The 20458-nt window shown below is 46.2% G+C and carries 20 protein-coding genes; 15 read left to right on the top strand and 5 right to left on the bottom strand.

All coding sequences use genetic code 11. The features are described from left to right. The first annotated feature begins 142 nt into the window (after positions 1-142). The 6 genes from pdhA (at position 143) to HPY27_RS06415 (ending at position 6302) form a co-directional block, all read left to right on the top strand. Complete coding sequence (gene pdhA, locus HPY27_RS06440) at positions 143-1210, top strand: pyruvate dehydrogenase (acetyl-transferring) E1 component subunit alpha (RefSeq protein ID WP_173621746.1); 1068 nt, start codon at positions 143-145, stop codon at positions 1208-1210. Continuing rightward, entirely contained in the window at positions 1207-2190 is a 984-nt protein-coding gene (locus tag HPY27_RS06435) for an alpha-ketoacid dehydrogenase subunit beta (RefSeq protein WP_174224624.1), read from the top strand. The genes pdhA and HPY27_RS06435 overlap by 4 nt, the downstream gene beginning before the upstream one ends. Positions 2191-2207: 17 nt before the next feature. Further along, positions 2208-3509: a dihydrolipoamide acetyltransferase family protein gene (locus HPY27_RS06430; protein WP_174224623.1), complete on the top strand. Its 1302-nt coding sequence runs from the start codon at positions 2208-2210 to the stop codon at positions 3507-3509. Then, positions 3510-4955 (top strand): dihydrolipoyl dehydrogenase, encoded by a 1446-nt coding sequence (lpdA, locus tag HPY27_RS06425; protein WP_174224622.1) that lies wholly within the window; start codon positions 3510-3512, stop codon positions 4953-4955. It abuts the gene before it with no gap. Positions 4956-5086: 131 nt separating this feature from the next. After that, a complete protein-coding gene (locus HPY27_RS06420) occupies positions 5087-5437 on the top strand; it encodes a VOC family protein (RefSeq protein WP_017248396.1) in 351 nt (116 codons plus the stop codon). A 430-nt stretch (positions 5438-5867) separates the two neighbouring features. Further along, positions 5868-6302 (top strand): hypothetical protein, encoded by a 435-nt coding sequence (locus HPY27_RS06415; RefSeq protein ID WP_174224621.1) that lies wholly within the window; start codon positions 5868-5870, stop codon positions 6300-6302. A 169-nt stretch (positions 6303-6471) separates the two neighbouring features. Here HPY27_RS06415 and HPY27_RS06410 read toward each other — a convergent pair whose 3' ends face one another. Both HPY27_RS06410 and HPY27_RS06405 read right to left on the bottom strand, forming a co-directional pair. Beyond that, positions 6472-7062 (bottom strand): NAD(P)H oxidoreductase, encoded by a 591-nt coding sequence (locus HPY27_RS06410; protein ID WP_174224620.1) that lies wholly within the window; start codon positions 7060-7062, stop codon positions 6472-6474. 2 nt (positions 7063-7064) lie between these two features. Next, complete coding sequence (locus HPY27_RS06405) at positions 7065-8063, bottom strand: hypothetical protein (protein WP_017248399.1); 999 nt, start codon at positions 8061-8063, stop codon at positions 7065-7067. A gap of 167 nt (positions 8064-8230) precedes the next feature. Between HPY27_RS06405 and HPY27_RS06400 the strand changes: the two genes are divergently transcribed. From HPY27_RS06400 to HPY27_RS06390, 3 genes are all read left to right on the top strand, one after another. After that, positions 8231-8575, top strand: a complete 345-nt coding sequence (locus HPY27_RS06400; protein ID WP_007721669.1) for a winged helix-turn-helix transcriptional regulator — start codon at positions 8231-8233, stop codon at positions 8573-8575. A 30-nt stretch (positions 8576-8605) separates the two neighbouring features. Continuing rightward, a complete protein-coding gene (locus tag HPY27_RS06395) occupies positions 8606-8824 on the top strand; it encodes a hypothetical protein (RefSeq protein WP_173621752.1) in 219 nt (72 codons plus the stop codon). Between the two features lie 491 nt (positions 8825-9315). Further along, positions 9316-9810, top strand: a complete 495-nt coding sequence (locus HPY27_RS06390) for a YdhK family protein (protein WP_174224619.1) — start codon at positions 9316-9318, stop codon at positions 9808-9810. Between the two features lie 92 nt (positions 9811-9902). Here HPY27_RS06390 and HPY27_RS06385 read toward each other — a convergent pair whose 3' ends face one another. The 3 genes from HPY27_RS06385 to HPY27_RS06375 form a co-directional block, all read right to left on the bottom strand. Then, on the bottom strand, positions 9903-10373 hold the full coding sequence (locus HPY27_RS06385) for a GbsR/MarR family transcriptional regulator (protein ID WP_173621754.1): 471 nt from the start codon (positions 10371-10373) through the stop codon (positions 9903-9905). Between the two features lie 128 nt (positions 10374-10501). Then, entirely contained in the window at positions 10502-11902 is a 1401-nt protein-coding gene (locus HPY27_RS06380) for a M14 family zinc carboxypeptidase (protein WP_371814310.1), read from the bottom strand. Further along, the gene (locus HPY27_RS06375; RefSeq protein WP_017248405.1) at positions 11886-13079 is read right to left on the bottom strand and encodes an MFS transporter; all 1194 of its coding nucleotides are present in this window, start codon (positions 13077-13079) and stop codon (positions 11886-11888) included. Before HPY27_RS06375 ends, HPY27_RS06380 begins: the two co-directional genes overlap by 17 nt. Before the next feature lie 212 nt (positions 13080-13291). Here HPY27_RS06375 and HPY27_RS06370 point away from each other — a divergent pair, with 212 nt between their 5' ends. The 6 genes from HPY27_RS06370 (at position 13292) to HPY27_RS06345 (ending at position 20353) form a co-directional block, all read left to right on the top strand. Then, positions 13292-15358, top strand: a complete 2067-nt coding sequence (locus HPY27_RS06370) for a sigma-54-dependent Fis family transcriptional regulator (RefSeq protein WP_017248406.1) — start codon at positions 13292-13294, stop codon at positions 15356-15358. 224 nt (positions 15359-15582) lie between these two features. After that, entirely contained in the window at positions 15583-16833 is a 1251-nt protein-coding gene (locus HPY27_RS06365) for an MFS transporter (protein ID WP_174224617.1), read from the top strand. Between the two features lie 161 nt (positions 16834-16994). Next, positions 16995-17771, top strand: coding sequence for an enoyl-CoA hydratase/isomerase family protein (locus HPY27_RS06360; RefSeq protein WP_173621757.1), 777 nt, complete (start codon positions 16995-16997; stop codon positions 17769-17771). A 21-nt stretch (positions 17772-17792) separates the two neighbouring features. Continuing rightward, positions 17793-18560 (top strand): 3-hydroxyacyl-CoA dehydrogenase, encoded by a 768-nt coding sequence (locus tag HPY27_RS06355; RefSeq protein WP_174224616.1) that lies wholly within the window; start codon positions 17793-17795, stop codon positions 18558-18560. 34 nt (positions 18561-18594) lie between these two features. Continuing rightward, a complete protein-coding gene (locus HPY27_RS06350; RefSeq protein WP_173621759.1) occupies positions 18595-19362 on the top strand; it encodes an electron transfer flavoprotein subunit beta/FixA family protein in 768 nt (255 codons plus the stop codon). A gap of 22 nt (positions 19363-19384) precedes the next feature. Further along, the gene (locus HPY27_RS06345) at positions 19385-20353 is read left to right on the top strand and encodes an electron transfer flavoprotein subunit alpha/FixB family protein (protein WP_174224615.1); all 969 of its coding nucleotides are present in this window, start codon (positions 19385-19387) and stop codon (positions 20351-20353) included. Positions 20354-20458 lie beyond the last annotated feature (105 nt).

Below are 20458 nucleotides of genomic sequence, written 5' to 3'. Positions count from 1 at the left end.
AATCGTATTGTTGTGAAATCGCTTTCAAATGATTGGCATGCTACTTGCTCTTCTATAGGGAGGAAAGCAGAAGCATGACGAGCAGAGTCACAATATCGAAAGACACCAAGGTGTTTTTCAGCGAAAAGAGAGGGATGTTTCCATGTCTTCATTATATCAGGTATTGAGTCCAGCGGGTGAGCTGGTAGGCGATCTCAAGGGGCAATTAGACGAGGCAACGATGATCAAGATGTATGAAAATATGGTGCTGGTTCGCCAGTTTGACCGCAAGTCGATTAACTTGCAGCGACAAGGCAGAATGGGCACGTATGCTCCCTTTGAAGGGCAGGAAGCTTCACAAGTAGGCAGCGCGATGGCACTGACACCTGGAGATTGGCTTTTCCCGACCTACCGAGACCATGCGGCAGCAATCGTCCATGGTCAATCCATGGCACGGGTGTTTCTCTATTGGATGGGCCACATGGAAGGGAGTATCAGCCCGAAACATCTGCACATCATGCCGCCATGTGTACCGATCGCGACTCAAATGGTTCATGCGGTAGGGACTGCTTGGGCGAGCAAGCTGCAAAACGAAAAGCATGTCAGCATCGCCTACTTTGGTGACGGGGCAAGCTCAGAAGGCGATTTTCATGAGGCATTGAATTTTGCAGGTGTGTTTCAAACGCCGACCATCTTCTTCTGTCAAAACAACGGCTTCGCGATCAGCGTTCCGTTTTCGCAGCAGTCTGCATCGAAAACGATTGCACAACGTTCGGCCGCGTATGACATCACTGGGGTTCGGATAGACGGTAATGATATCTTTGCTGTTTGGCTGACCATGAAAGAAGCCATGCAACGTGCGTTAGATGGCAAAGGACCGACGTTGATCGAAGCGGTGACATTCCGCTATGGCGCGCACACAACCGCAGATGATCCGAAGAAATACAGGGATCAAGAGAGCTTGTCCGAGGAATGGCGTCAAGAACGCGACCCACTCCAACGGCTACGTGTATATCTGGAGAATCAAGGGTTGTGGAATGAAACGAAGGAAGTAGAGCTAATCGCACGGGTGAATGAACAAATCGACGCCGCTCTTGTCGAAGCAGAAAGCTATCCGAAGTCCAAGCCGGAAGACATGTTCAAGCACGTCTACGCTGAACCATCGTGGATGGCAACGGAACAGGAGAGCGAACTCGTCAAGCCATCGAAGCAGGAGGGAATCCCAGCATGAAACGCAAACTGACGATGATTCAAGCAATCACGGAAGCCATGGATCAAAAATTGGCAGATGATTCACGCATGATGCTGCTCGGCGAGGATATTGGCGTAAATGGTGGCGTGTTCCGGGCGACCGAAGAGTTGATTCACAAGTACGGTCCGGACCGTGTAGTGGACACGCCGCTAGCTGAGGCGGGAATAATCGGGGCGGCAATCGGTCTTGCCATGAACGGGAAAATTCCTGTGGTCGAGATTCAATTCCTTGCTTTTATTTATCCGGGCTTTGAACAAATTGTTTCTCATGCTGCACGCATGCGCTATCGGACTCGCGGACAGTACCATGTACCGATGGTCATACGCACGCCGTACGGGGCAGGGATTCGCGGTCCTGAGCTTCATTCGGAGAGTGTCGAAACGTTTTTTGCCCATGTCCCTGGCTTAAAGGTTGTGGCACCAAGCACACCTTATGATGCGAAAGGCTTGCTGATTGCAGCAATGGAAGATCCTGATCCAGTCATTTTTTTAGAGCCGACCAAGCTGTATCGCGCATTTAAACAAGAGGTTCCGGAAGAAATGTATCGTGTGCCCATCGGAAAAGCGAAGGTCGTCCAGGAAGGCTCGGATGTATCCATTTTTGCTTGGGGAGCGATGCTTCGTGTCGCAGAGGATGCTGCGAAACAGATCGAGCGTGAAAACGGCTTGAGTTGTGAAGTCATTGATCTGCGCACGCTCTATCCATTGGATCGGGATACGATCATAGCCTCGGTCAAAAAGACTGGACGTGCAGTTGTCGTACACGAAGCGCATAAGACTGCTGGCTTGGGTGCAGAGATCATCTCCATCATCAATGATGAAGCATTGATTTACATGAAGGCTCCCGTGAAACGGATTACCGGATATGACGTGCCCGTCCCGCAATTTAGCATCGAGGATGACTATTTGCCAACAGCTGAACGCGTGAAGGACGGAATTATGGAAACGGCTACGTTTTAAGAGAAGGAGCGAGTCATATGGTTGAGTTCAAGCTTCCTGATGTGGGAGAAGGTATGCATGAAGGAGAAATCGTAAAAGTGCTGGTACGAACGGGTGAATCCGTTCAACAGGATCAGCCACTCTTGGAGGTGCAGACTGACAAGGTGAATGCCGAGTTGTCTGCGCCAGTGACTGGTATCATTCGTGAAATTTTCATAGCGGAAGGGGAAACAGTAGAGGTCGGAACTACCCTTCTCGTGATCGATGCAGGAACGGATGCAAAGAAGGAAGAGACAAAGCTTCCAGAAAAGGTCGTAAACCCGGAAAAAACAGTCAATTTTGCACCAGCTCGTGCTGATCACCGACGCTCATTGGCCACGCCATACGTTCGGCAGCTAGCACGGGAGATGAAGCTGGATATCGAGTTGGTCACGGGTACAGGAGCAGCGGGGCGTGTGACGGAAGAAGATTTGCGCCAATTCGCCAATCGACTGCAAAAATCTGCACCAGCTAAGTTTCCAACGACGGCTACTGGCAATGAGCGTTTGTTAGAGGCATGTACAGTCGCGGTTGAGACTGAAGCAGTTGTTCAGCCGAAAACAGGGTCCGCTACGCGTGTAGCCACCTCGTCACAGGGAGATATCGAACGGCTACCGTTAAAAGGCATCCGGAAAAAGATTGCCGAGCATATGGTGAAATCAGTCACAATCATTCCGCATGTTACTTCTGTCGATGAGCTGGAGATGGATCAGCTGCGTGCTTTGCGTGAAAAGTTAAAGTCACATGCGGATAAGCGAAATATCAAGTTGACCTTCCTGCCGTTCTTTATCAAGGCGTTGGTTATTGCACTGAAGGAATTCCCGACGCTTAATGCATCGATTGACGAGCATACGAATGAAATCTTGCTCAAGCGCTTTTACCATATCGGCATTGCTACAGATACGCCTGAGGGATTGATCGTACCAGTCATCAAGGATGCAGACCACAAATCGATTTTTCAACTCGCAGAAGAAATCGATCAACTGGCTCGCTTGGCTCGCGAAGGCAAATTGACCATGGAACACATAACAGGCGGCACTTTCACGATCAGCAATGTAGGTCCAATCGGGGGACTGCAAGCAACTCCCATCATTAATCACCCCGAAGTGGCCATTATCAGTTTGCACAAAATGGAGAAACGATGGGTTGTGCGTGAGGATGAAGGGGTCATTCGCTGGATGATGAACTTGTCACTTTCGTTTGATCACCGCCTGATCGATGGTGTGACGGCAGTGCGTTTTACCAACCGGATCAAGGAGCTGCTGGAAGATCCGAATCTATTGTTTGCGGAGATGGTATAGATGGTAGTCGGCGAAGTAGCAGTCGAAACAGATGTGGTTGTCATCGGTGGTGGGCCAGGAGGTTATGCAGCCGCTATTCGTCTCGGGCAGCTGGGGAAATCGGTCGTTCTAATTGAAAAAGAAGTACTGGGTGGAGTCTGCTTGAATCGCGGATGCATTCCGTCGAAAGCATTGATTCATACAGCAGGTGAATACCACAAGCTAAGTAGTCTGAATAAGCTTGGAATCCAACTGCCTACAGGGAAATCGACCTTCCATATGTCGAGCTGGCAGACGTGGAAGTCCTCTGTCGTTGCTCAACTGAACAATGGGGTCGATTATCTCTGCCAGGCCAATGGGGTTACAGTCGTAAAGGGGACAGCGACATTTCTCTCGAGTGATCGGATTGGCGTAGAGACGAGTGGCGATTTTGAAACGTACAAATTCAAACAAGCGATTATCGCGACAGGATCACGTCCATTCATTCCACCGTTTTTGAAAACAGATGGAGAATATATTCTGGATTCTACTGATATGCTGGCATTGGATGAAGTACCGGAAACACTGGCTATTATCGGCGGGGGTTATATTGGAATGGAGCTCGGGATGGCGTTTGCCAAGCTTGGATCACAGGTGACCGTCATTGAGGCAACCCAGCGCATTTTGCCGCAAACAGCTGCCCATCTCTCCCAAGAAGTGCTCAAGCAGGCAAAACAGCTCGGGACGACGGTAAAGATCGCGACAAAAGTAGAAAAGGCTGAGGTAGCGAACGGAAGAGTCACACTCGTATGTACTTCGGAAAAGAACGGTTCTGAAAGTATCACGGCACATAAAACGCTCGTCACTATTGGGCGAGTGCCTAACACAGGTGAACTTGGCCTTGCGCAGGCGGGAGTAGAAATGGACGAGCGCGGCTATATTCCGGTGACATCGACTGGTAGTACGAACAAGTCGCATATTTTTGCCATTGGCGATGTAACACCTGGCCCTGCGTTAGCCCATCGTGCGACGAAGCAAGGGATTGTGGCAGCCGAGGTGATCGCAGGGCTGCCTAGCAGTGTAGATTCCCCTTATGTCCCTTATGTGATTTTTACCGAGCCGCAAATTGCGGGTGTGGGGATGACACGAGAAGAGGCAGAGCTTCAAGGGTATAAAGTCAAAGTAGCAGCCTTCCCTTATCGAGCGAATGGCAGAGCACTCGCCATGGATGAAGGAGAAGGTTTTGCAGAAGTGATCGTGGATCAAGAAAGTCATTTGCTGTTGGGAATGCACGTTGTAGGTGCTGATGCATCGAACCTGATCGGGGAGGGTGTGCTTGCACTTGAGCTTGCTGCACGTGTAGAGGATGTGGCGTTAACCATGCATCCGCATCCCACTTTAAGCGAGTTATGGCTGGAGGCTGCCGAAGCGGTGTTAGGTCATGCCATTCATATCGTAAACAAATCAAAAGTAGCTGTGAACAAATAGGTTTATCGTGAAACCTTAAAGATAAGTGACGGATATTCATGACAATGATCAGCCTCAGAGCCTGTCAAGATTAGCACTTGCATGAATGTGCTACGCTTGAATTAATCTCGTGCAAAGGATGTGTGGTCATTATGAAATTGAATCACGTCAATCTTACCGTTACGGATGTTCCAGCTGCTTCTGATTTCTTGGAGAAATATTTTGGCCTGAAAAAGTTAGATACGTCGGCAGATGCCCGTGGCGATAATTTTGGGGTCCTATTTGACGATAACGGCCTGGTGTTTACCTTGATGAAGGGTGCCGAAGTCCAATATCCCAAGACATTTCATATCGGCTTCATCCAGGAGAGCGAAGAGAAAGTAAATGAAATCAATCAACGCTTAAAAGAAGATGGTTACAAAGTAGCTCCGCCAGTAAGATCGCACGGATGGACGTTTTATGTGAAAGCTCCTGGTGGCTTCACAGTTGAGGTACTTGCGTAACGCGTATACACATAGTCGAAAGCCTTCTTTTTCTCATAAGAAAAAGGGGGCTTTCTCTTTTCGTGCTCATAGATGTGATTGGCTTGAGAAATGAGAGACAAAACGCGAAAAGATGACTGTCAATGATCACCGAAATATTCGGGGGAATTTCGGGTGCGGGAAGTAATGTATCGGATCGATTGGAAGATAAATAAACGGGGAGGGGTGGCTCTCTGCGGAGACACTAGCCGAAAAAAATGCCAGAGTAACTTAAAATGATACAGTTGTATTATTTAAAATTGCGTGTTATGATGTTTTTGTAAAAAATGGAAGGAGATGGAAATTGTGTATATTTTGTAATGTTCGAATGTCGCTACCAAGTCTATTCCCCTGTCAACTTGCTTCTCTTCTGAGGGCGAGTAAAAAGAAGAGTAAGAAGGAGTGTTTTACGATGAAAAAGTTTATGACTAGTTTAGCAACACTAGCATTATTGACTTCAGCAGTTCCTGCATTTGCACAGGAGGGACAGCAAACACCTGTAACTACTGCATCCACACAATATTCGTCATCAACCATTTTATCAATATCTCCTAATGAAGACGAAAAGTATGAAGATGTGTTTCAAGATATTGGGGTGAAGTTTAATTATATTCCAGGTGTAGATAGATATAAGTGGGTTCGTTACAATATTACCGATGGATATGAGGATATGACTGGTACCTCGTACACTACTATCTCAAAAATTTATAGTTTCAGAATTGGAAAACTATACAGATTAACTGCTTATGCTGTAGACTCAAACAATAGAATTCTCGCAGTATCAGACCCGGTGGAAATTAGAGGGGAAAAAGGTTGGGATACGGTTATTAATTTTTGGTTGAAATAGTTACCTACTTAATAGATAGACAAAAAAGCACCCACGAGGTGCTTTTTCTTTTACAAAATGAACTCATTAGGCAACGGTTCCATCCTCGCCCTTTGTCCAGTACTCCTCATCTTTGTCTGGAAAGGTCATTTTGAGAACATTAATTTGCCCACCGATAGCTCAGATAAATTTAAATAGACAGGCTCTCTTTTTTTCCAAAATGGAATCCCATGTGATAAGCACGGTCCAACAGCTGCTCGATATGCGCAGGATTTTGCGCCAAGGTGTCATAAAGGAACTCAACCCTCGAATCGTCGATTCCGACGTAACTGGAGATCCCGACATTGAGGTGGTGAACCATCATTTGGTCATAATTTCTTTTTTGAAAATGATCTTCAGGAGCAGCTGCGAGACCGATCCACAATGCATGCTTATGATGCAGTTTACGTGAACCATAGGCAAACCCGTTGTTCCAGACGCGATCGATATATCCTTTCAACATGGCAGGCATGCTGAACCACCAGATCGGAAAAATAAAGGCTAACGCATCGTGCTTTTTCATGCGCTCCATTTCAATCTCGACCTCTTCGGAATATTTCTTATCCCCATTGTTCCAATCTGGCTCATCTTCCTCCCATAAAACAGGATGAAACCCCATGCGATGCAAATCCAAAACTTCAACCTCATGTCCTGCATCTTTTAGTCCCTGAACGAAACGTTCTGCAACGGCAAAGGTTAAGGAATTGGTTCGTGGATGGGTAACAACTGTCAGTACTTTCATTTTCATACACCCTCCATTTCTGTAGTAATTTGTACGCCAAAATCTTTGATGCGCGCGATAGCTGTGTCGATGGGGAGGAGGGTGTCAGGCAGATAAACTCCTCCATCAGCGGGTGGATTGCCATCCCATCCGAGAATGCGCTCAATCGATAGCAAAACCCCAAGGGCTGTCATATGGGCGTGACCCTTTGGATCAGAGATGCTAATACGGTAGGAGGCGGGTTTTCCCGTTTTCAAAAATCCCTTCATCTCGATATATAAATCTTGAGATGCCGATTTACCTGCGCGTGTACCAATCGAATCGCCCAAAACAAAATCAAAGCGGACGTTCGGAGCACCTGTGATCGATGCCAAATTAGGTACATCCAAGATCGCCATCGGGAAGCCTTCCACCGAGTAATCACCAGATAATCGCACCAATCTTCCATGTTGGGTAGCATCGACCCATTTCCATTGGGCATCTTGTCGCAAGAGAGCTCGACTGATAAAGCCTTCTGACTCTTCCAGTGTTGAAGGTCCAATCAGATCGCGTTCGTCGTGGAGACTCGCCAATTCAATGGATTCCACCAGGGCAAAGTCCATAGCTGCTTGTGCCGCGACAAATGTTAGAATACCCGTCTGCGCATGACCAAGTGGGACAATAGGTCGTTTCGGTGGTGTTTGCAGGGCTGCAAATGTGAGTGTGGATAGTTCATCTGCAAGCTTCGTAATCCCAATGTGAGCAATCCCTTTTGTCAAAGCAGCTTGTAGGAGCACATCTCCAGGATCTTGCAAGGCAACGACAATCAAATCCAGCTCGCCAAGATTCTCTATCGTTTGACCGCTCGTCAAGTCAAGGTAAGCTGTCTGAGAATGGCCGAGTTCACGAGCGAGAGGAGCCCCTTTTTCCGGATTGCGACCTGCCAGTACAATCTCGACATTTTTGTTGATGCTCCGGATTAGGCGAGCGATTGCACTGCCAATGACACCGTAGCCTCCTGCGATCAGTAGGCGATTTGCCATGTTTCTTCCCTCCCGTTTTACAAGTAAGGTGCTGGTATATCCGAATCATGCACCATATAATGGAATGTGAAAAGTACGCACTTTTTTGTGCTTTCGATACCAAAAAGTAACATAGGAACAAAAAGGTTCCTGTAAAAATCGTAAGAATGAGGGAGGATAGCCAATCGATGAGGCCAAAGCTCAAACATACATACCAGATTCCTTCTGAAGCAACGCTAGATGTTTTAGGTGGCAAATGGAAAACCTTGATTTTATGTCAGTTATACTACGGCCCAAAAAGAACGAGCGAATTGAAAAAACAAATGCCGGATATTAGCCAAAAAATCCTGACACAGCAGCTTCGCGAGCTGGAAGAGGACGGAATTGTCATCAGGACCGTGTACAGCCAAGTACCGCCAAAGGTCGAGTATGAATTAAGCGAATTGGGTGAAACGCTCAAACCAATCATGGATCTCATGTGTGAATGGGGCGAACGTTACCTTCGGGGGGAAATACCGGGGAAAGAGTCTTAAAAGCCAGTCGGTGGAAGGAGGAACAATCACGTGCATTCACCCTTGTTTCCATTTTCAGACCCTGCAAAAACGCGATTCGATACAGAGCTTTTCAATGGATTTGACAGAAAGATCAGAAAAGAAAAGGTCGCCAGCTGCCTCATCATTCAAGACGGTTATCTTGCATACGAACAAGGACTGATTGCTGATTTAGAAACTCCTATCTATTCCTATTTTCCATTTAGAGCAAAAAACGGTCGATCCCGTTAAACGCACGATTACGCTGTTCACTTGCTGTCGATGACTCCTGGATTTGATTGGCCAGATACGAGAGGATTGGGTCTTACGGCTTGGATTGGTGGAGTGAAAGAATCGATTCAAGGAAAAGTTGGTCAGAGGACAACTTCTACCCGCTTGATTTATTCAGAAAGTACATACTTGCAGCGGAATAGAACGAAAACCAGTTCAGGACACGAGCAGGTCCATAGAACTGGTTTCTTTTTACATGAAACATTTTACTTGGACGGTTCGTCTGTATGGACAAGAGTTTTGCTGGCGCCGAAAGTATTCTCAAGGACCTACCAAGTGAGCAGAGGAAGCAATTCTATGCTCTGCTCTTACAGTTGATTGAAAACAAGGATTTGTCCATTCCGTCCAAGGATGCATTCAAGTAAAGCAACGAGCAGGATGCAAGTGGATAAGGAAGGTCTTGTGTACCCATAATACCTTTGACAGACAACTAAGAATTCGGGGTGTTTAGAATGAAAAGATGGAAACTGTTATCGCTCATGCTGGTTACCGCGATGGGGTTAAGTGCATGTGGAGGTCCTGCTGCACCGGATGTACTGGAGCAAGTAGAGATTGTACCGAAACCTACGTTTACAGTAGGGAGTGAAGTCATCTTGAAAGCAAGTCACCAACCGGGGATGCAAGGGGCTAAAGCAAAGATTGTGGGCGCTTATGACACAACGGCCTATTCAGTGACCTATACGCCTACAACGGGTGAGCCCCCTGTGAAGGGTTATAAATGGATTATTCAAGAGGAAATCAAAAACCACATCAAGCAACCGTATGATCCGGGAACGGAAGTCTTCTTGAAGGCGGATCATGTGAAAGGGATGCTCGATGCATCAGGCAAGCTTGATACGGCAAATACAACGACGGTTTATATGATCGATTACACCCCCACGACAGGGGGAGGAGAAGTGAAGAACTACAAATGGGTGACGGAAGATGAGATATCGCCTGTCAAATGATCGATGCCATCCTCTTATGAAAAAAGGCAGCCTTGGCTTTTTCAGCGCCAAAGCTGCCTTTCTACTTTTCCATTGATACGAGCTGTTTGATGTTACATGCGACGGTACTTCCACTCAGCGAGCATTTGGGTGAGAGATTCCTTGTATAGGTCAATGGCTTCCAGCGTCTCATGGAATCGCTGGATAACGAGCTCACTTTGCTTCAAGCTGTCAATTTGTATTCCTTTTTCTATGACATTCTTCAATGATAGGATTCGCTCTAAATTCTGTAAAATCTCTTCTTCAATGGCGTTTGGTGCCATGATGTAATAGCTCACACGGTCACCTGTCACACTCTTTTTTTCCGCGAATCCAAATTTTAAAAGAATGCGTATATTGGTAGACACACTTCCTAGACTGACTTGCAATGTAGTGGCAATCTGCTCGGATGAAAGTGGTTCCTGTGAGACCATCAATAGTCCAATAATCCGGCCAGCAATTCTGGATAATCCTTGATTTTCGTGATGGAGAGCCATTTCTTCAATCAATTGCATCGTTTCTGCCGTTAATTTGTCCAACTTCATGACTCCTTTTTCCTCGTTTTTCCCGATTTCCATGCTTTTGTCTATTATACTACCAATAGTCATCGCTTTCTTCAGAAAATACCAAAAGAAAATGCGCCTGCTCTGCTGACAGGCGCTCATGTCACTCATTATTTTAGTGGCGTGGCAGTGCTTTCATGGGTTTGACGAAGGTACTCCATGATCATCAAGGCAGAACCTAGCTGGACACCGCACAATTCGCGCAGTGGACGCATCGACCAGTTAAAAAAGGAGAGTAGCTCTTGCAAGCCTTGATCCAGCCATTTTTCTGAATCTGCTCGAATCTCTGAAAGGGTGATGTTGTCAGGCTGGGCGTCCAGCATGCGGATCATCATGCTGCAACAGCATAGAGAGCTCCATAGAGTGCGTAGTTTCAAGTCAAACATTTCAGCTACTGTTGCGAAGCGCGCTAAAGCTGCATCACTTTCCGCTAATTTTAAATGATGGGAGCGAGTTTCCTCCATACCGATCAGGAAATCCTCTACAGATCGCTGAAATCTGGTTGGTACCGTTATGGATGCCTGTGCGCTTTGGTATTGTTTGGATAAAAAAGCAATCTGTTCCCCTTCCAGTTTGGCTATGTCCAGCATAGCATCCTTGTAGCTATAAGTGGTTTCAGTTTTATCTCCCATCCTTGGATCCGTAAACAACGATATTTCCGAAACAAGGCAAAAGGTACGGTAACGTGACCCAGCATAATCGCGGGATGAGCCACCCATGAGGATTGCTTTCGCAGGGTCTTCTCCAGTAGGTAGGATGCTTTGGTAGTAATCGTACATGGTAGACAGCTCAGGCAGCTGATAAAAACCGTCTTGGATAGGGGGCATGAATGGTGCCTCAGGTTCGCCGATCATCAGCGGTAATTGATGATCATGGGTCAGTTTTATGATCTGTTGGCACAATGCATCGGGAAGAGGAGTCGATACATAATAAAACGTTCCAGTTTGATCGGAGCTGTGCAAGCTGTTGAGGAGATGCGGCTTGGCTTCATCAATCGCCCGCATAAATGCAACGGTTTCCGGTATGGGCTCGCTGAAGCTGAACGTTTTATACGCATACGGGAATGTCCATTCAGCTTGTTCGAGTATACTGGGACGATAGTAGCTGCGGATGTAATAATCTGGAGAAAACGGGCCACCGTACCAACCTTCATTCAGTCGGCAGCCATCTACATCGATTTCCTTGATGATATAAAAGGTATAATCCATTTGCTCTAATAGGGCAGTATCCTCACATAGCTTTTTGCTGAGATACTCTAGCGATAGAGCTCCAATCGGCTCATTTGGATGCGGACAACCGACGAACAGCGCCCGATGTTGACCATTTCCGATTCGCAGCATGAGGATGGGGTGTCCGTCAGTAGAGTGACCAACGGTACTGAGGGTAACGAGATGTGGATAGGTGGCTGCTAATTCACGGGAAGAGGTGTCCAATTCCTCAATGGTTAGAAAATGTGAGAAATCAGGCATGTCTTGCAGCAGTTTTTGAATGAAATTAGTCAAGCTCCTCACTCCTTTTGAGATGGATAAGAAAGGATGAAACAAAAGCGATTCCTGCACCTACTAGCAACAGGGAAAAACCAGCTTGAAAGGAGTACGCCTGAATGAATGCGCCCATCGCGATTGGTGTAAAAATACTTGCCAGTTTTCCTCCGGTTAACAGAATTCCACTAGCAGTGCCCAAAGCAGCTGAGGGAATGATACGCATGGTTAGTCCAAGAATAGGTTGAGTGGTAAGGGATAGAAAAAACAAAGAGATCGACTCAAACAACAGAAACAGGTTGACATTGTCAGATAGGATCATAAGCGTAAGAAAAATCGTTGAGAACAGAAGGGACGGAATGACCATCGTTCGAAACTTTTGATGAAAATAACGGTCAAACAACCAACCGCCTGCCAAATAGCCAAGCATCGAAATGAGAAGAGGAAGCGATGCATATAAGCCTGATTGGGTAATAGCGAGATGTTTTTCAGTTGTTAAGTAGGTAGGTACCCATGTCAAGCATCCAACCATCACGATTTGAATTCCGCAGAGCATACTTGTTAGTTTCCACAAATGCCCGTTACGTATAAGAGATAGGAAAGGGATAGGTTTCGATTTTGATACTGAGCTTGAAGGTTGTTCAATTACGAAAGGACGGGGAAGGAATATCCAGAGAATGGGGGCCAAGAGCAGGCCGATTGATGCTGTAACAAAAGTAGCTTCCTGCCATCCCAGTATCGCAATCAATGGTGCTACCAGAAAAGGGGCAAGTCCAGTCCCAATTGGTTCGGCTGATGAAACGATGGATAATGTGGTCGTACGGATGTTTGCAGGTGTTCGTTCGGCAATCGCTTTTAACATAGCAGGCATTAGTGGGGCATCGATAAACCCCAACAAAAAACGGACAACGAGTAAGGCAGCAAAACCTGTGACCGCCCCTGTAAGCGCAGTCAATATTGCCCACAGTACCAAGCTGATTACAATAATTTGCTTCGATCCTCGTTTATCAGCAATGATCCCTCCCGGAATGGTAAAAATCGCGAAGCCTAAGAAATAAACACTGACAATCGCACCTTGCTCCACTGGATTCAGCTGAAATTCCTCTCCAATAAGTGGTAGTGCCATAATGATGCTGTACGAGCCAAGAACCCCTACGAGTATAGTGAGAAACAAGAGCACAGCACTAATCGAAGCAGACTTTTTCATGTGCATCACTTCCTAAAAGATGTTATGTGTATTATCTTAATTATTTTCATTTATTTTAGTCAATACTGAAATTACTGAAATAAGAGTCATTTGAAAAAACTCCTTAGCCAACTCTTAAACCATGTTACAATATGAAAAGGGATTTGTTTCCACTATACAAGATGTGTTAGAAATGAAAACAGCCCCTAATTATATGTATGGAGTTGAAGGAAATGCCCCAGCTTAGGGATATCATTACTCCCGTACATGAGTGTCTTTCCCCCGAACATACCTTGTCTGATGCTATTCAATTCGTACAGCGGACAAAATGGGATACGATTCCTGTTACCGATGAGCATCAAAAATTGCATGGAGTATTGACCAGAAGCAGCCTCAATCAAGCCATTCTGGATGGACAACCATTAGCGAGCGCCATTCATTCCCTCATTAAAAAAGACGTCATTTGGACTCACATTAACAGTTCAGTAGGAGACATCCAAGAAATCATTCAAAAATCAGAAGTGGGGAACATCGTCATTTTGAATGATGACCACCAAGTAACCGGAATGCTTACCAAAACGGACATCATTTTCACATTGTTTCGAGCAACGAGTTCTTTGAAGGATCAACTAGAAGAAATTCTGGTACGATCAGAGCTCGGCGCGATCATCACGGATGATTCTGAACGGATCACTTTCGCCAATCAGAAAATTTGCAATATGATAGGGCTGACACAAGCAGAATTGCTCCAGCGTGAGGTAACTTCGCTCATTTCAGGTATTCAATTAGAGTCCATGGAGCCTTCCGATCATTATCGGCTACAACTGGGGAATAGTCACGCCGTTACTCGTATTTCTCGCTTTGGGAAAAAAGGGTGCATCCTTCTGTTTCAAGATGTATCGCAAGTGGAAAAAATGGCTCAGGAGCTACAGAGCGTAGTCAAATGGAAGAGTATTTTGCAGACGGTCATCGATAATGCGTATGAAGGTCTGATCATGATCAATGAATGGAAAGAAGTTAACTTCGTGAGTCCATCTTTACTTGAGCTTTTTGAGTTTGAAGAATCGCAAATTTTATATAAGCCAATCCATGACGTTCTTCCTCAATTGGGACTCGAGCGCGTCATGAAATCAGGTCTACCAGAATATAGCGAGATGATGCAGGTAAAAGGCATCCGATATACCGTGCATCGCGTCCCCATTATGCAAGACAACGAAATCATCGGGGTTATCGGGAAAATCTCGTTCCGTGGACTGCACGAAATGAAAGAAGTCGTACGTAGACTGGAAAAGAGTGAAAAAGAAGAGAAGCAAGCCCCACAAGCGCAGCACGAGACCTCCCGATTCTCGTTTGAGCAGATTCTCACACAGGACCCTCAGATGGAGAAAATTATACGCAGCGCCATGAAGACAGCCAAAGGAAACTCGACTGTTCTGATCAGAGGCGAGAGTGGAACAGGAAAAGAGTTGTTCGCCCATGCGATTCACAGCATGAGCTGGCGTAGCAATGGCCCATTTGTAACAGTCAATTGTGCCGCGATCCCGGAGCATTTATTAGAATCAGAATTTTTTGGATATGAAGAAGGAGCCTTCTCGGGGGCAAGGCAAAAAGGGAAAAAAGGAAAGTTTGATTTGGCAAATGGGGGAACCCTGTTTCTAGATGAAGTGGGAGATATGTCGCTGCAGCTTCAGGCGAAAATGCTTCGTGTCCTCCAAGAAAAGGAATTTTACCGTGTGGGTGGAACAGAGCGTATCCAGGTCGATGTGCGCATTATCGCAGCAACGCATCGTTCCCTGGAGGAAATGGTCCGAAATGGGGAATTCCGAAACGATTTGTTTTATCGATTAAACGTCATCTCTTTTGAAATTCCGCCACTGGCGAAAAGGAAAAAAGATATTTTGTTGTTTATTCCTTTCTTCATGGAAGAATTAAATCGCCTGAACGGGACAAGCATTATCGGAATTGACCCGCTGGCGGTAAAAGCCATGATCGACTATGATTGGCCTGGCAACGTACGTGAACTTCGAAACGTAATGGAGCGCGCTATGCTGTTCAGTGAACACGGAAAAGTTGAGCTAGCGGATTTACCCGAATACATGTTGGGTCATGGAAAAAATGAAATGACCGCATTCTCATTTGATTCAGAGAGCACTCTTATGGAAAAGGCAGAAAGAGCTGCTGTACAGCAAGCGTTGGAGCAATCGGGCGGTAACAAATCCAAGGCAGCTAAATTACTGGGAGTAAGCAGATCTGTGTTATATGATCGTCTGAAAAAATACCAATTAAGTGTACAAGAGTAAATCATGGATGACTTCTGGATGAAACGGAAGTCATTTTTTTATGGCTACGTGTCTGTATTTTTTACATTTGTCTGTAAGGGGTGTTTAGTCGCCATACATAACAACATCTATCCAAACGGTAAGGAAGAATAAGAAAAGACTCATGTAATGATTGGCATAACACTTGCTTTTTCTGAATTTTGCGTCTGATTATCATTTTTACTACGAAGGAGGGGAGTTTTGGGATGAGATGGATAGTTCTAGCACTCATGTTTTTTGCCTACGTCATTAACTATGCGGATAAGGCGATCATTGGGTATGCAGCAGACCCTTTGATGAAGGAGCTTGGCTTAAATAGTGCCCAATGGGGGATGGTCGGGAGCAGTTTTTACTGGTTATTTGCGATCGCAGCTTTACTTGGAGGGACATGGTCAGATCGGATTGGCACTTCGAAAATGATCGTAGTTCTATTGCTTGCTTGGACCGTTCTGCAGTTTGGCTCCTATGCCATCATGACCTTGCCGATGCTGATCTTGTATCGATTATTGTTGGGGGCGTTTGAGGGGCCATTTGGGCCGGTTGTGATGAGCCATGCTGCCAAATGGTTTCCTCCCGAAAAACGAGGAATAGCCTTTGCAGTCATCGTCTCTGGTGCCAGTGTTGGCGGAATTATTTCAGCGCCCATCCTTGTCGCGATGATAGAAAAGTATGGCTGGCGTTTGACCTTTGCACTCTTAGGTGTAGTGAGTCTGGTTTTGGCTTTCATCTGGTTGTTTGTTGATCGAAAAAACAAGAATCACCCGAGTAATCAAATGGCTCTATCCAAGGTGAAAAAATTGAGATGGGCAGATATTTCTCCCGTGTTGCGCAATCCAGCATGTTTTCTCACCCTTGCATTGGCGTTCTCTGCTTTTTGGCTATCCACTTGGTTGCTTATTTGGCTTCCACTGTACTTGACAAAAGTGCTGCACTTAGAGGCGATGAACATGGCTTATGCCGTCGCTGGAAGCGGTGTTGCAGCTACAGTCATGGTATTGGTACTATCATCCTTTTCCGATCATCTTTATAAGAAGTCTAAGAGCGATTTCAAATCGCGGGTTCTGGTTTCAGGGATCGTTACGCTTATTGGTGGACTATCGCTCGCCTTTATGCCGGTATTTGATTCTTTTATCTGGATATTTGTTGCTTTGTGTTTAGCAAAAACATCGAGTTACAGCATTGCTGCAGTTGGACCGCAAATACTGATTAAGCTCATGCCTGAACGAGCTGGTTTCATGACAAGTATCTATTCGTTTATTACCAATATAGCCTCCATCGTTGCTCCGCTCATAACAGGAATCTTAGTGCAAGCAGCGGGCAATAACTTTGTGCTCGGATTTCATTACTCGCTTTACGTCAACGTGGGACTCTTCATTGTAACGGGGATTCTCTTTTTGGTGTTTGTCAGGCCGGATCAACCGTCCAAAGATATTCCGCTTCAAGTGGAGTCTGTGTAGGTGTCTGAAAACAAGATAATTGCGTTGAATTACCTGTTTGAAAATCAAACAATCCGATATTTTTCGTGTTGATTTTGTATAAGGAACTACTTTTTTGGTGTTGGCATGACATTTGCTTTCTCTTTTTACAAAACAAAATCGACAGGGAAGGAGAGACAGCGATGAGTCTGGTCAATGTTGAAAAACGGGAGAAAATCGCGATTGTCAGCATCGACAATCCACCGATGAACGCATTGAGTGCTGGGGTCAAAGAAGGATTGCGAGTCATATTCGCTGAGCTCCATGCTAGCGTCGACGTGCTGGCAATCATTTTGACAGGAGCTGGGCAAAAAGCATTTGTGGCGGGAGCCGATATCAAAGAGCTGCCAAAACGAATCGGAAATCCAAATTTGCTTCCTCAATTTATGGAGAATCACAACTTTTTTAACAGCATTGATTATTCTCCGAAACTGACGATTGCTGTTATAAATGGATACGCACTGGGAGGTGGCTGCGAGCTTGCCTTGACATGTGATCTGCGCATTGCGGAACAGCACGCATTTATTGGGGTGCCAGAAGTGAAGCTTGGGCTGCTCCCCGGGGCAGGCGGTACACAGCGTTTACCTCGCCTGATTGGAGAGGCGAAAGCAAAAGAATTGTTGTTTACAGGTGAGCATATTACCGCAGATGAAGCCATGCGGATTGGCTTGATCAATCGTGTCGTACCCACTGGCGAGGGACTGGCAGCAGCGCTGACTCTTGCGCAAAAAATTTGCCAAAACTCGCCTTCTGCTCTTCAGCATATAAAAAAAGCAGTGGATGAAGGGATGGAGCTACCTTTTCAGCAGGCACTCAAGCTAGAGGCTGAGTTATTCCAAGATTTGTTCTTGAAAGAAGACGTAAAAGAAGGCGTACAAGCGTTTTTAGAAAAAAGGAGCCCGCAATTTCAAGGGAACTAGACAATAGAGGAGAGAAGGGCAATGGATTTCAAAAACAGTGTGGTAGCAGTTACCGGCGGTGCTTCAGGTCTGGGAGAGGCTACCGTGAAAAATATCGTAGCGCATGGTGGAAAAGCACTCATGATGGATGTCAATGATGAGAAGGGAACCCAGTTAGCCGAAGCACTAGGCGACCAGGTTCTTTATGTAAATACAAACGTCGTCGAAGAAGCGGATGTCAGGTCAGCATTAGACCAAGCGGTTGAAAAATTCGGTAAAATAACAGCGGCCGTTAACTGCGCAGGTATCGGCGGTTCACAAAAAACGTATGGAAAAAACGGTCCATTCGATCTTGCACTTTTTACCAAAATTATTCAGGTCAACTTGATCGGAACTTTCAATGTCATTCGGTTAGCGGCAGCGAAAATCAGCGAGAACGAACCGAACGAGCAAGGGGAAAGAGGGGTTATCGTCAATACGGCATCTGCTGCTGCCTTTGAAGGACAAATGGGTCAGGCTGCCTACAGTGCGTCAAAAGGCGGAGTGGTTGGGATGACGCTTCCCATTGCAAGGGATCTATCCTCGCTTGGCATTCGTGTCGTTACGATCGCGCCAGGTCTTTTTGAGACGCCGATGCTAGGCAGGGCTCCCGAGCATGTTAAGCAAGCACTAAGCGCTATGGTGCCGTTTCCTCAGCGGTTGGGTCAGCCGAATGAATTTGCCCATCTCGTTCAAAGCATTATCGAAAACCCGATGTTAAACGGGGAAGTCATCCGTTTAGATGGTGCACTGCGTATGCAGCCAAAATAATCGAAAATAAAACGAAGTCTGGAGGAGAATACAGATGAACATTTTAGTCTTGTTGAAACAAACCTTTGATACAGAAGAAAAAATCGTGATACAGAACGGTCAGATCAATGAAGAAGGCATCGAGTTTATCGTGAATCCTTATGACGAGTATGCTGTCGAGGAAGCAGTCAAGCTCAAGGAAGAAAACGGAGCAGAGGTCACCGTGATCACCGTTGGCCCAGAGCGTGCGGAGGGTGCTCTTCGAACCGCACTTGCGATGGGAGCAGATAAAGCGATACTCGTCGATCCAGGTGAAAACGAAGCGGATGAATACACCATTGCTAGTTTGATTACGGCAGCGATTAAGGATCAATCATTCGATTTGATTCTCGGGGGCAATATGTCAGTAGATACCGGGGGAGGACAGGTTGCGATTCGGGTTGCAGAGGCATTAGGTATCCCACACGTATCTACGATTACGAAGCTTACAATCGATGGCGACAAAGCAACCGTCGAAAGAGACGTAGAAGGCGATATAGAGATCATCGAAGTCGGTCTTCCACTCTTGGCAACAGCTCAGCAAGGGTTAAACGAGCCGCGCTACCCGTCTTTGCCAGGCATTATGAAAGCGAAGAAAAAGCCAATGGAGCGTTTGACTCTGGAAGATTTGGCTCTTGCAAACGATGAGAGAAAGGCCCGCACAACGATTGTCGAGCAGTATTTGCCTGCCAAGAAGCAAGCAGGTCGCCTATTGAACGGAGAAATCAAGGAACAGGTAATCGAATTGGCACAACTGCTGCGTACAGAAGCGAAGGTCATCTAAAGAAAAAAGGAGAGGATTAACCATGAGCAAAAAGGTTCTGGTGCTTACCGAAGTAAAGGATGGAAAATTACGAAATGTATCTCTCGAGGCATTAACTGTTGCGAATCAGGTCGCGGCAGGAGGAGAAGTCATCGCGGCGTTGTTCTCGCCGAATGCGGAAGCGTATGTGCAGGATATCAGCAAATACGGAGCCAATACCTTGTATGTAACGAAAACCCAAGCGCTATCTACTGGCACTACCGAGGCGTATAGCCAAGCATTTACGCAACTCATTCATGAAGTGCAGCCAGATGTCGTCTTGGTCGGTCATACTTCATTGGGAAAAGATATCTCACCAAGAGTAGCAGCCAAATGCAGAGCGGGACTCATTTCAGATTGTACGGCTGTAGAGACAAACGGAGAGCAAATCACGTTTGTTCGTCCGATCTATGCGGGGAAAGCGTTTCAAAAAAAGAACTTCCAAGAAGGAATGGTGTTCGCAACCCTGCGTCCCAATAATTTTGAAATCATAGAGACAGCTGTGCAAACCGCGATCGTAGATTTTCAGCCAGAAATCACTGATCTTCGTACCATCATCAAAGAAGTCGTGCGAAAAACAGCAAGCGGTATCGATCTCAGCGAAGCCAAAATCATCGTCGCTGGTGGACGCGGTGTGAAAAGCGCGGAAGGCTTTCAACCCCTGCAAGAATTGGCTCAGGCACTTGGCGGTGCAGTGGGAGCGTCCCGTGGAGCTTGCGACGCTGATTACTGCGATTACTCCTTGCAGATCGGACAAACAGGAAAAGTAGTGACACCCGATCTGTATATTGCGTGCGGCATCTCAGGGGCTATTCAACACTTGGCGGGAATGTCCAACTCAAAAATTATCGTGGCCATTAACAAAGACCCGGAAGCACCGATCTTTCAAATTGCCGACTACGGAATCGTTGGAGACTTGTTTGAAGTCGTTCCACTGCTGACAGAAGAATTGAAGAAAGTTCTCGTATCATAATCCCAGGAACTGTCGGAAAAATTCCTCACCAAGATCGACATTTTGATGATGAAAATGCGTGAACGAATGATCGGAGGGCTTTCTTGATGGTTGATGGTACGGATC

It is taken from the genome of Brevibacillus sp. HB1.1, from assembly GCF_013332445.1.
GTDB lineage: Bacteria > Bacillota > Bacilli > Brevibacillales > Brevibacillaceae > Brevibacillus > Brevibacillus porteri.
The sequence above is the reverse complement of the archived record's forward strand: the minus strand, read 5'-3'. Positions and strand labels throughout refer to the sequence as shown.

What these genes read in the sequence shown, in the direction of transcription:
- pdhA (WP_173621746.1), top strand. Translation starts at nt 143, where the DNA reads ATGTCTTCATTATATCAGGTATTGAGTCCAGCGGGTGAGCTGGTAGGC.
- HPY27_RS06435 (WP_174224624.1), top strand. Translation starts at nt 1,207, where the DNA reads ATGAAACGCAAACTGACGATGATTCAAGCAATCACGGAAGCCATGGAT.
- HPY27_RS06430 (WP_174224623.1), top strand. Translation starts at nt 2,208, where the DNA reads ATGGTTGAGTTCAAGCTTCCTGATGTGGGAGAAGGTATGCATGAAGGA.
- lpdA (WP_174224622.1), top strand. Translation starts at nt 3,510, where the DNA reads ATGGTAGTCGGCGAAGTAGCAGTCGAAACAGATGTGGTTGTCATCGGT.
- HPY27_RS06420 (WP_017248396.1), top strand. Translation starts at nt 5,087, where the DNA reads ATGAAATTGAATCACGTCAATCTTACCGTTACGGATGTTCCAGCTGCT.
- HPY27_RS06415 (WP_174224621.1), top strand. Translation starts at nt 5,868, where the DNA reads ATGAAAAAGTTTATGACTAGTTTAGCAACACTAGCATTATTGACTTCA.
- HPY27_RS06410 (WP_174224620.1), bottom strand. Translation starts at nt 7,062, where the DNA reads ATGAAAGTACTGACAGTTGTTACCCATCCACGAACCAATTCCTTAACC.
- HPY27_RS06405 (WP_017248399.1), bottom strand. Translation starts at nt 8,063, where the DNA reads ATGGCAAATCGCCTACTGATCGCAGGAGGCTACGGTGTCATTGGCAGT.
- HPY27_RS06400 (WP_007721669.1), top strand. Translation starts at nt 8,231, where the DNA reads ATGAGGCCAAAGCTCAAACATACATACCAGATTCCTTCTGAAGCAACG.
- HPY27_RS06390 (WP_174224619.1), top strand. Translation starts at nt 9,316, where the DNA reads ATGAAAAGATGGAAACTGTTATCGCTCATGCTGGTTACCGCGATGGGG.
- HPY27_RS06385 (WP_173621754.1), bottom strand. Translation starts at nt 10,373, where the DNA reads ATGAAGTTGGACAAATTAACGGCAGAAACGATGCAATTGATTGAAGAA.
- HPY27_RS06375 (WP_017248405.1), bottom strand. Translation starts at nt 13,079, where the DNA reads ATGAAAAAGTCTGCTTCGATTAGTGCTGTGCTCTTGTTTCTCACTATA.
- HPY27_RS06370 (WP_017248406.1), top strand. Translation starts at nt 13,292, where the DNA reads ATGCCCCAGCTTAGGGATATCATTACTCCCGTACATGAGTGTCTTTCC.
- HPY27_RS06365 (WP_174224617.1), top strand. Translation starts at nt 15,583, where the DNA reads ATGAGATGGATAGTTCTAGCACTCATGTTTTTTGCCTACGTCATTAAC.
- HPY27_RS06360 (WP_173621757.1), top strand. Translation starts at nt 16,995, where the DNA reads ATGAGTCTGGTCAATGTTGAAAAACGGGAGAAAATCGCGATTGTCAGC.
- HPY27_RS06355 (WP_174224616.1), top strand. Translation starts at nt 17,793, where the DNA reads ATGGATTTCAAAAACAGTGTGGTAGCAGTTACCGGCGGTGCTTCAGGT.
- HPY27_RS06350 (WP_173621759.1), top strand. Translation starts at nt 18,595, where the DNA reads ATGAACATTTTAGTCTTGTTGAAACAAACCTTTGATACAGAAGAAAAA.
- HPY27_RS06345 (WP_174224615.1), top strand. Translation starts at nt 19,385, where the DNA reads ATGAGCAAAAAGGTTCTGGTGCTTACCGAAGTAAAGGATGGAAAATTA.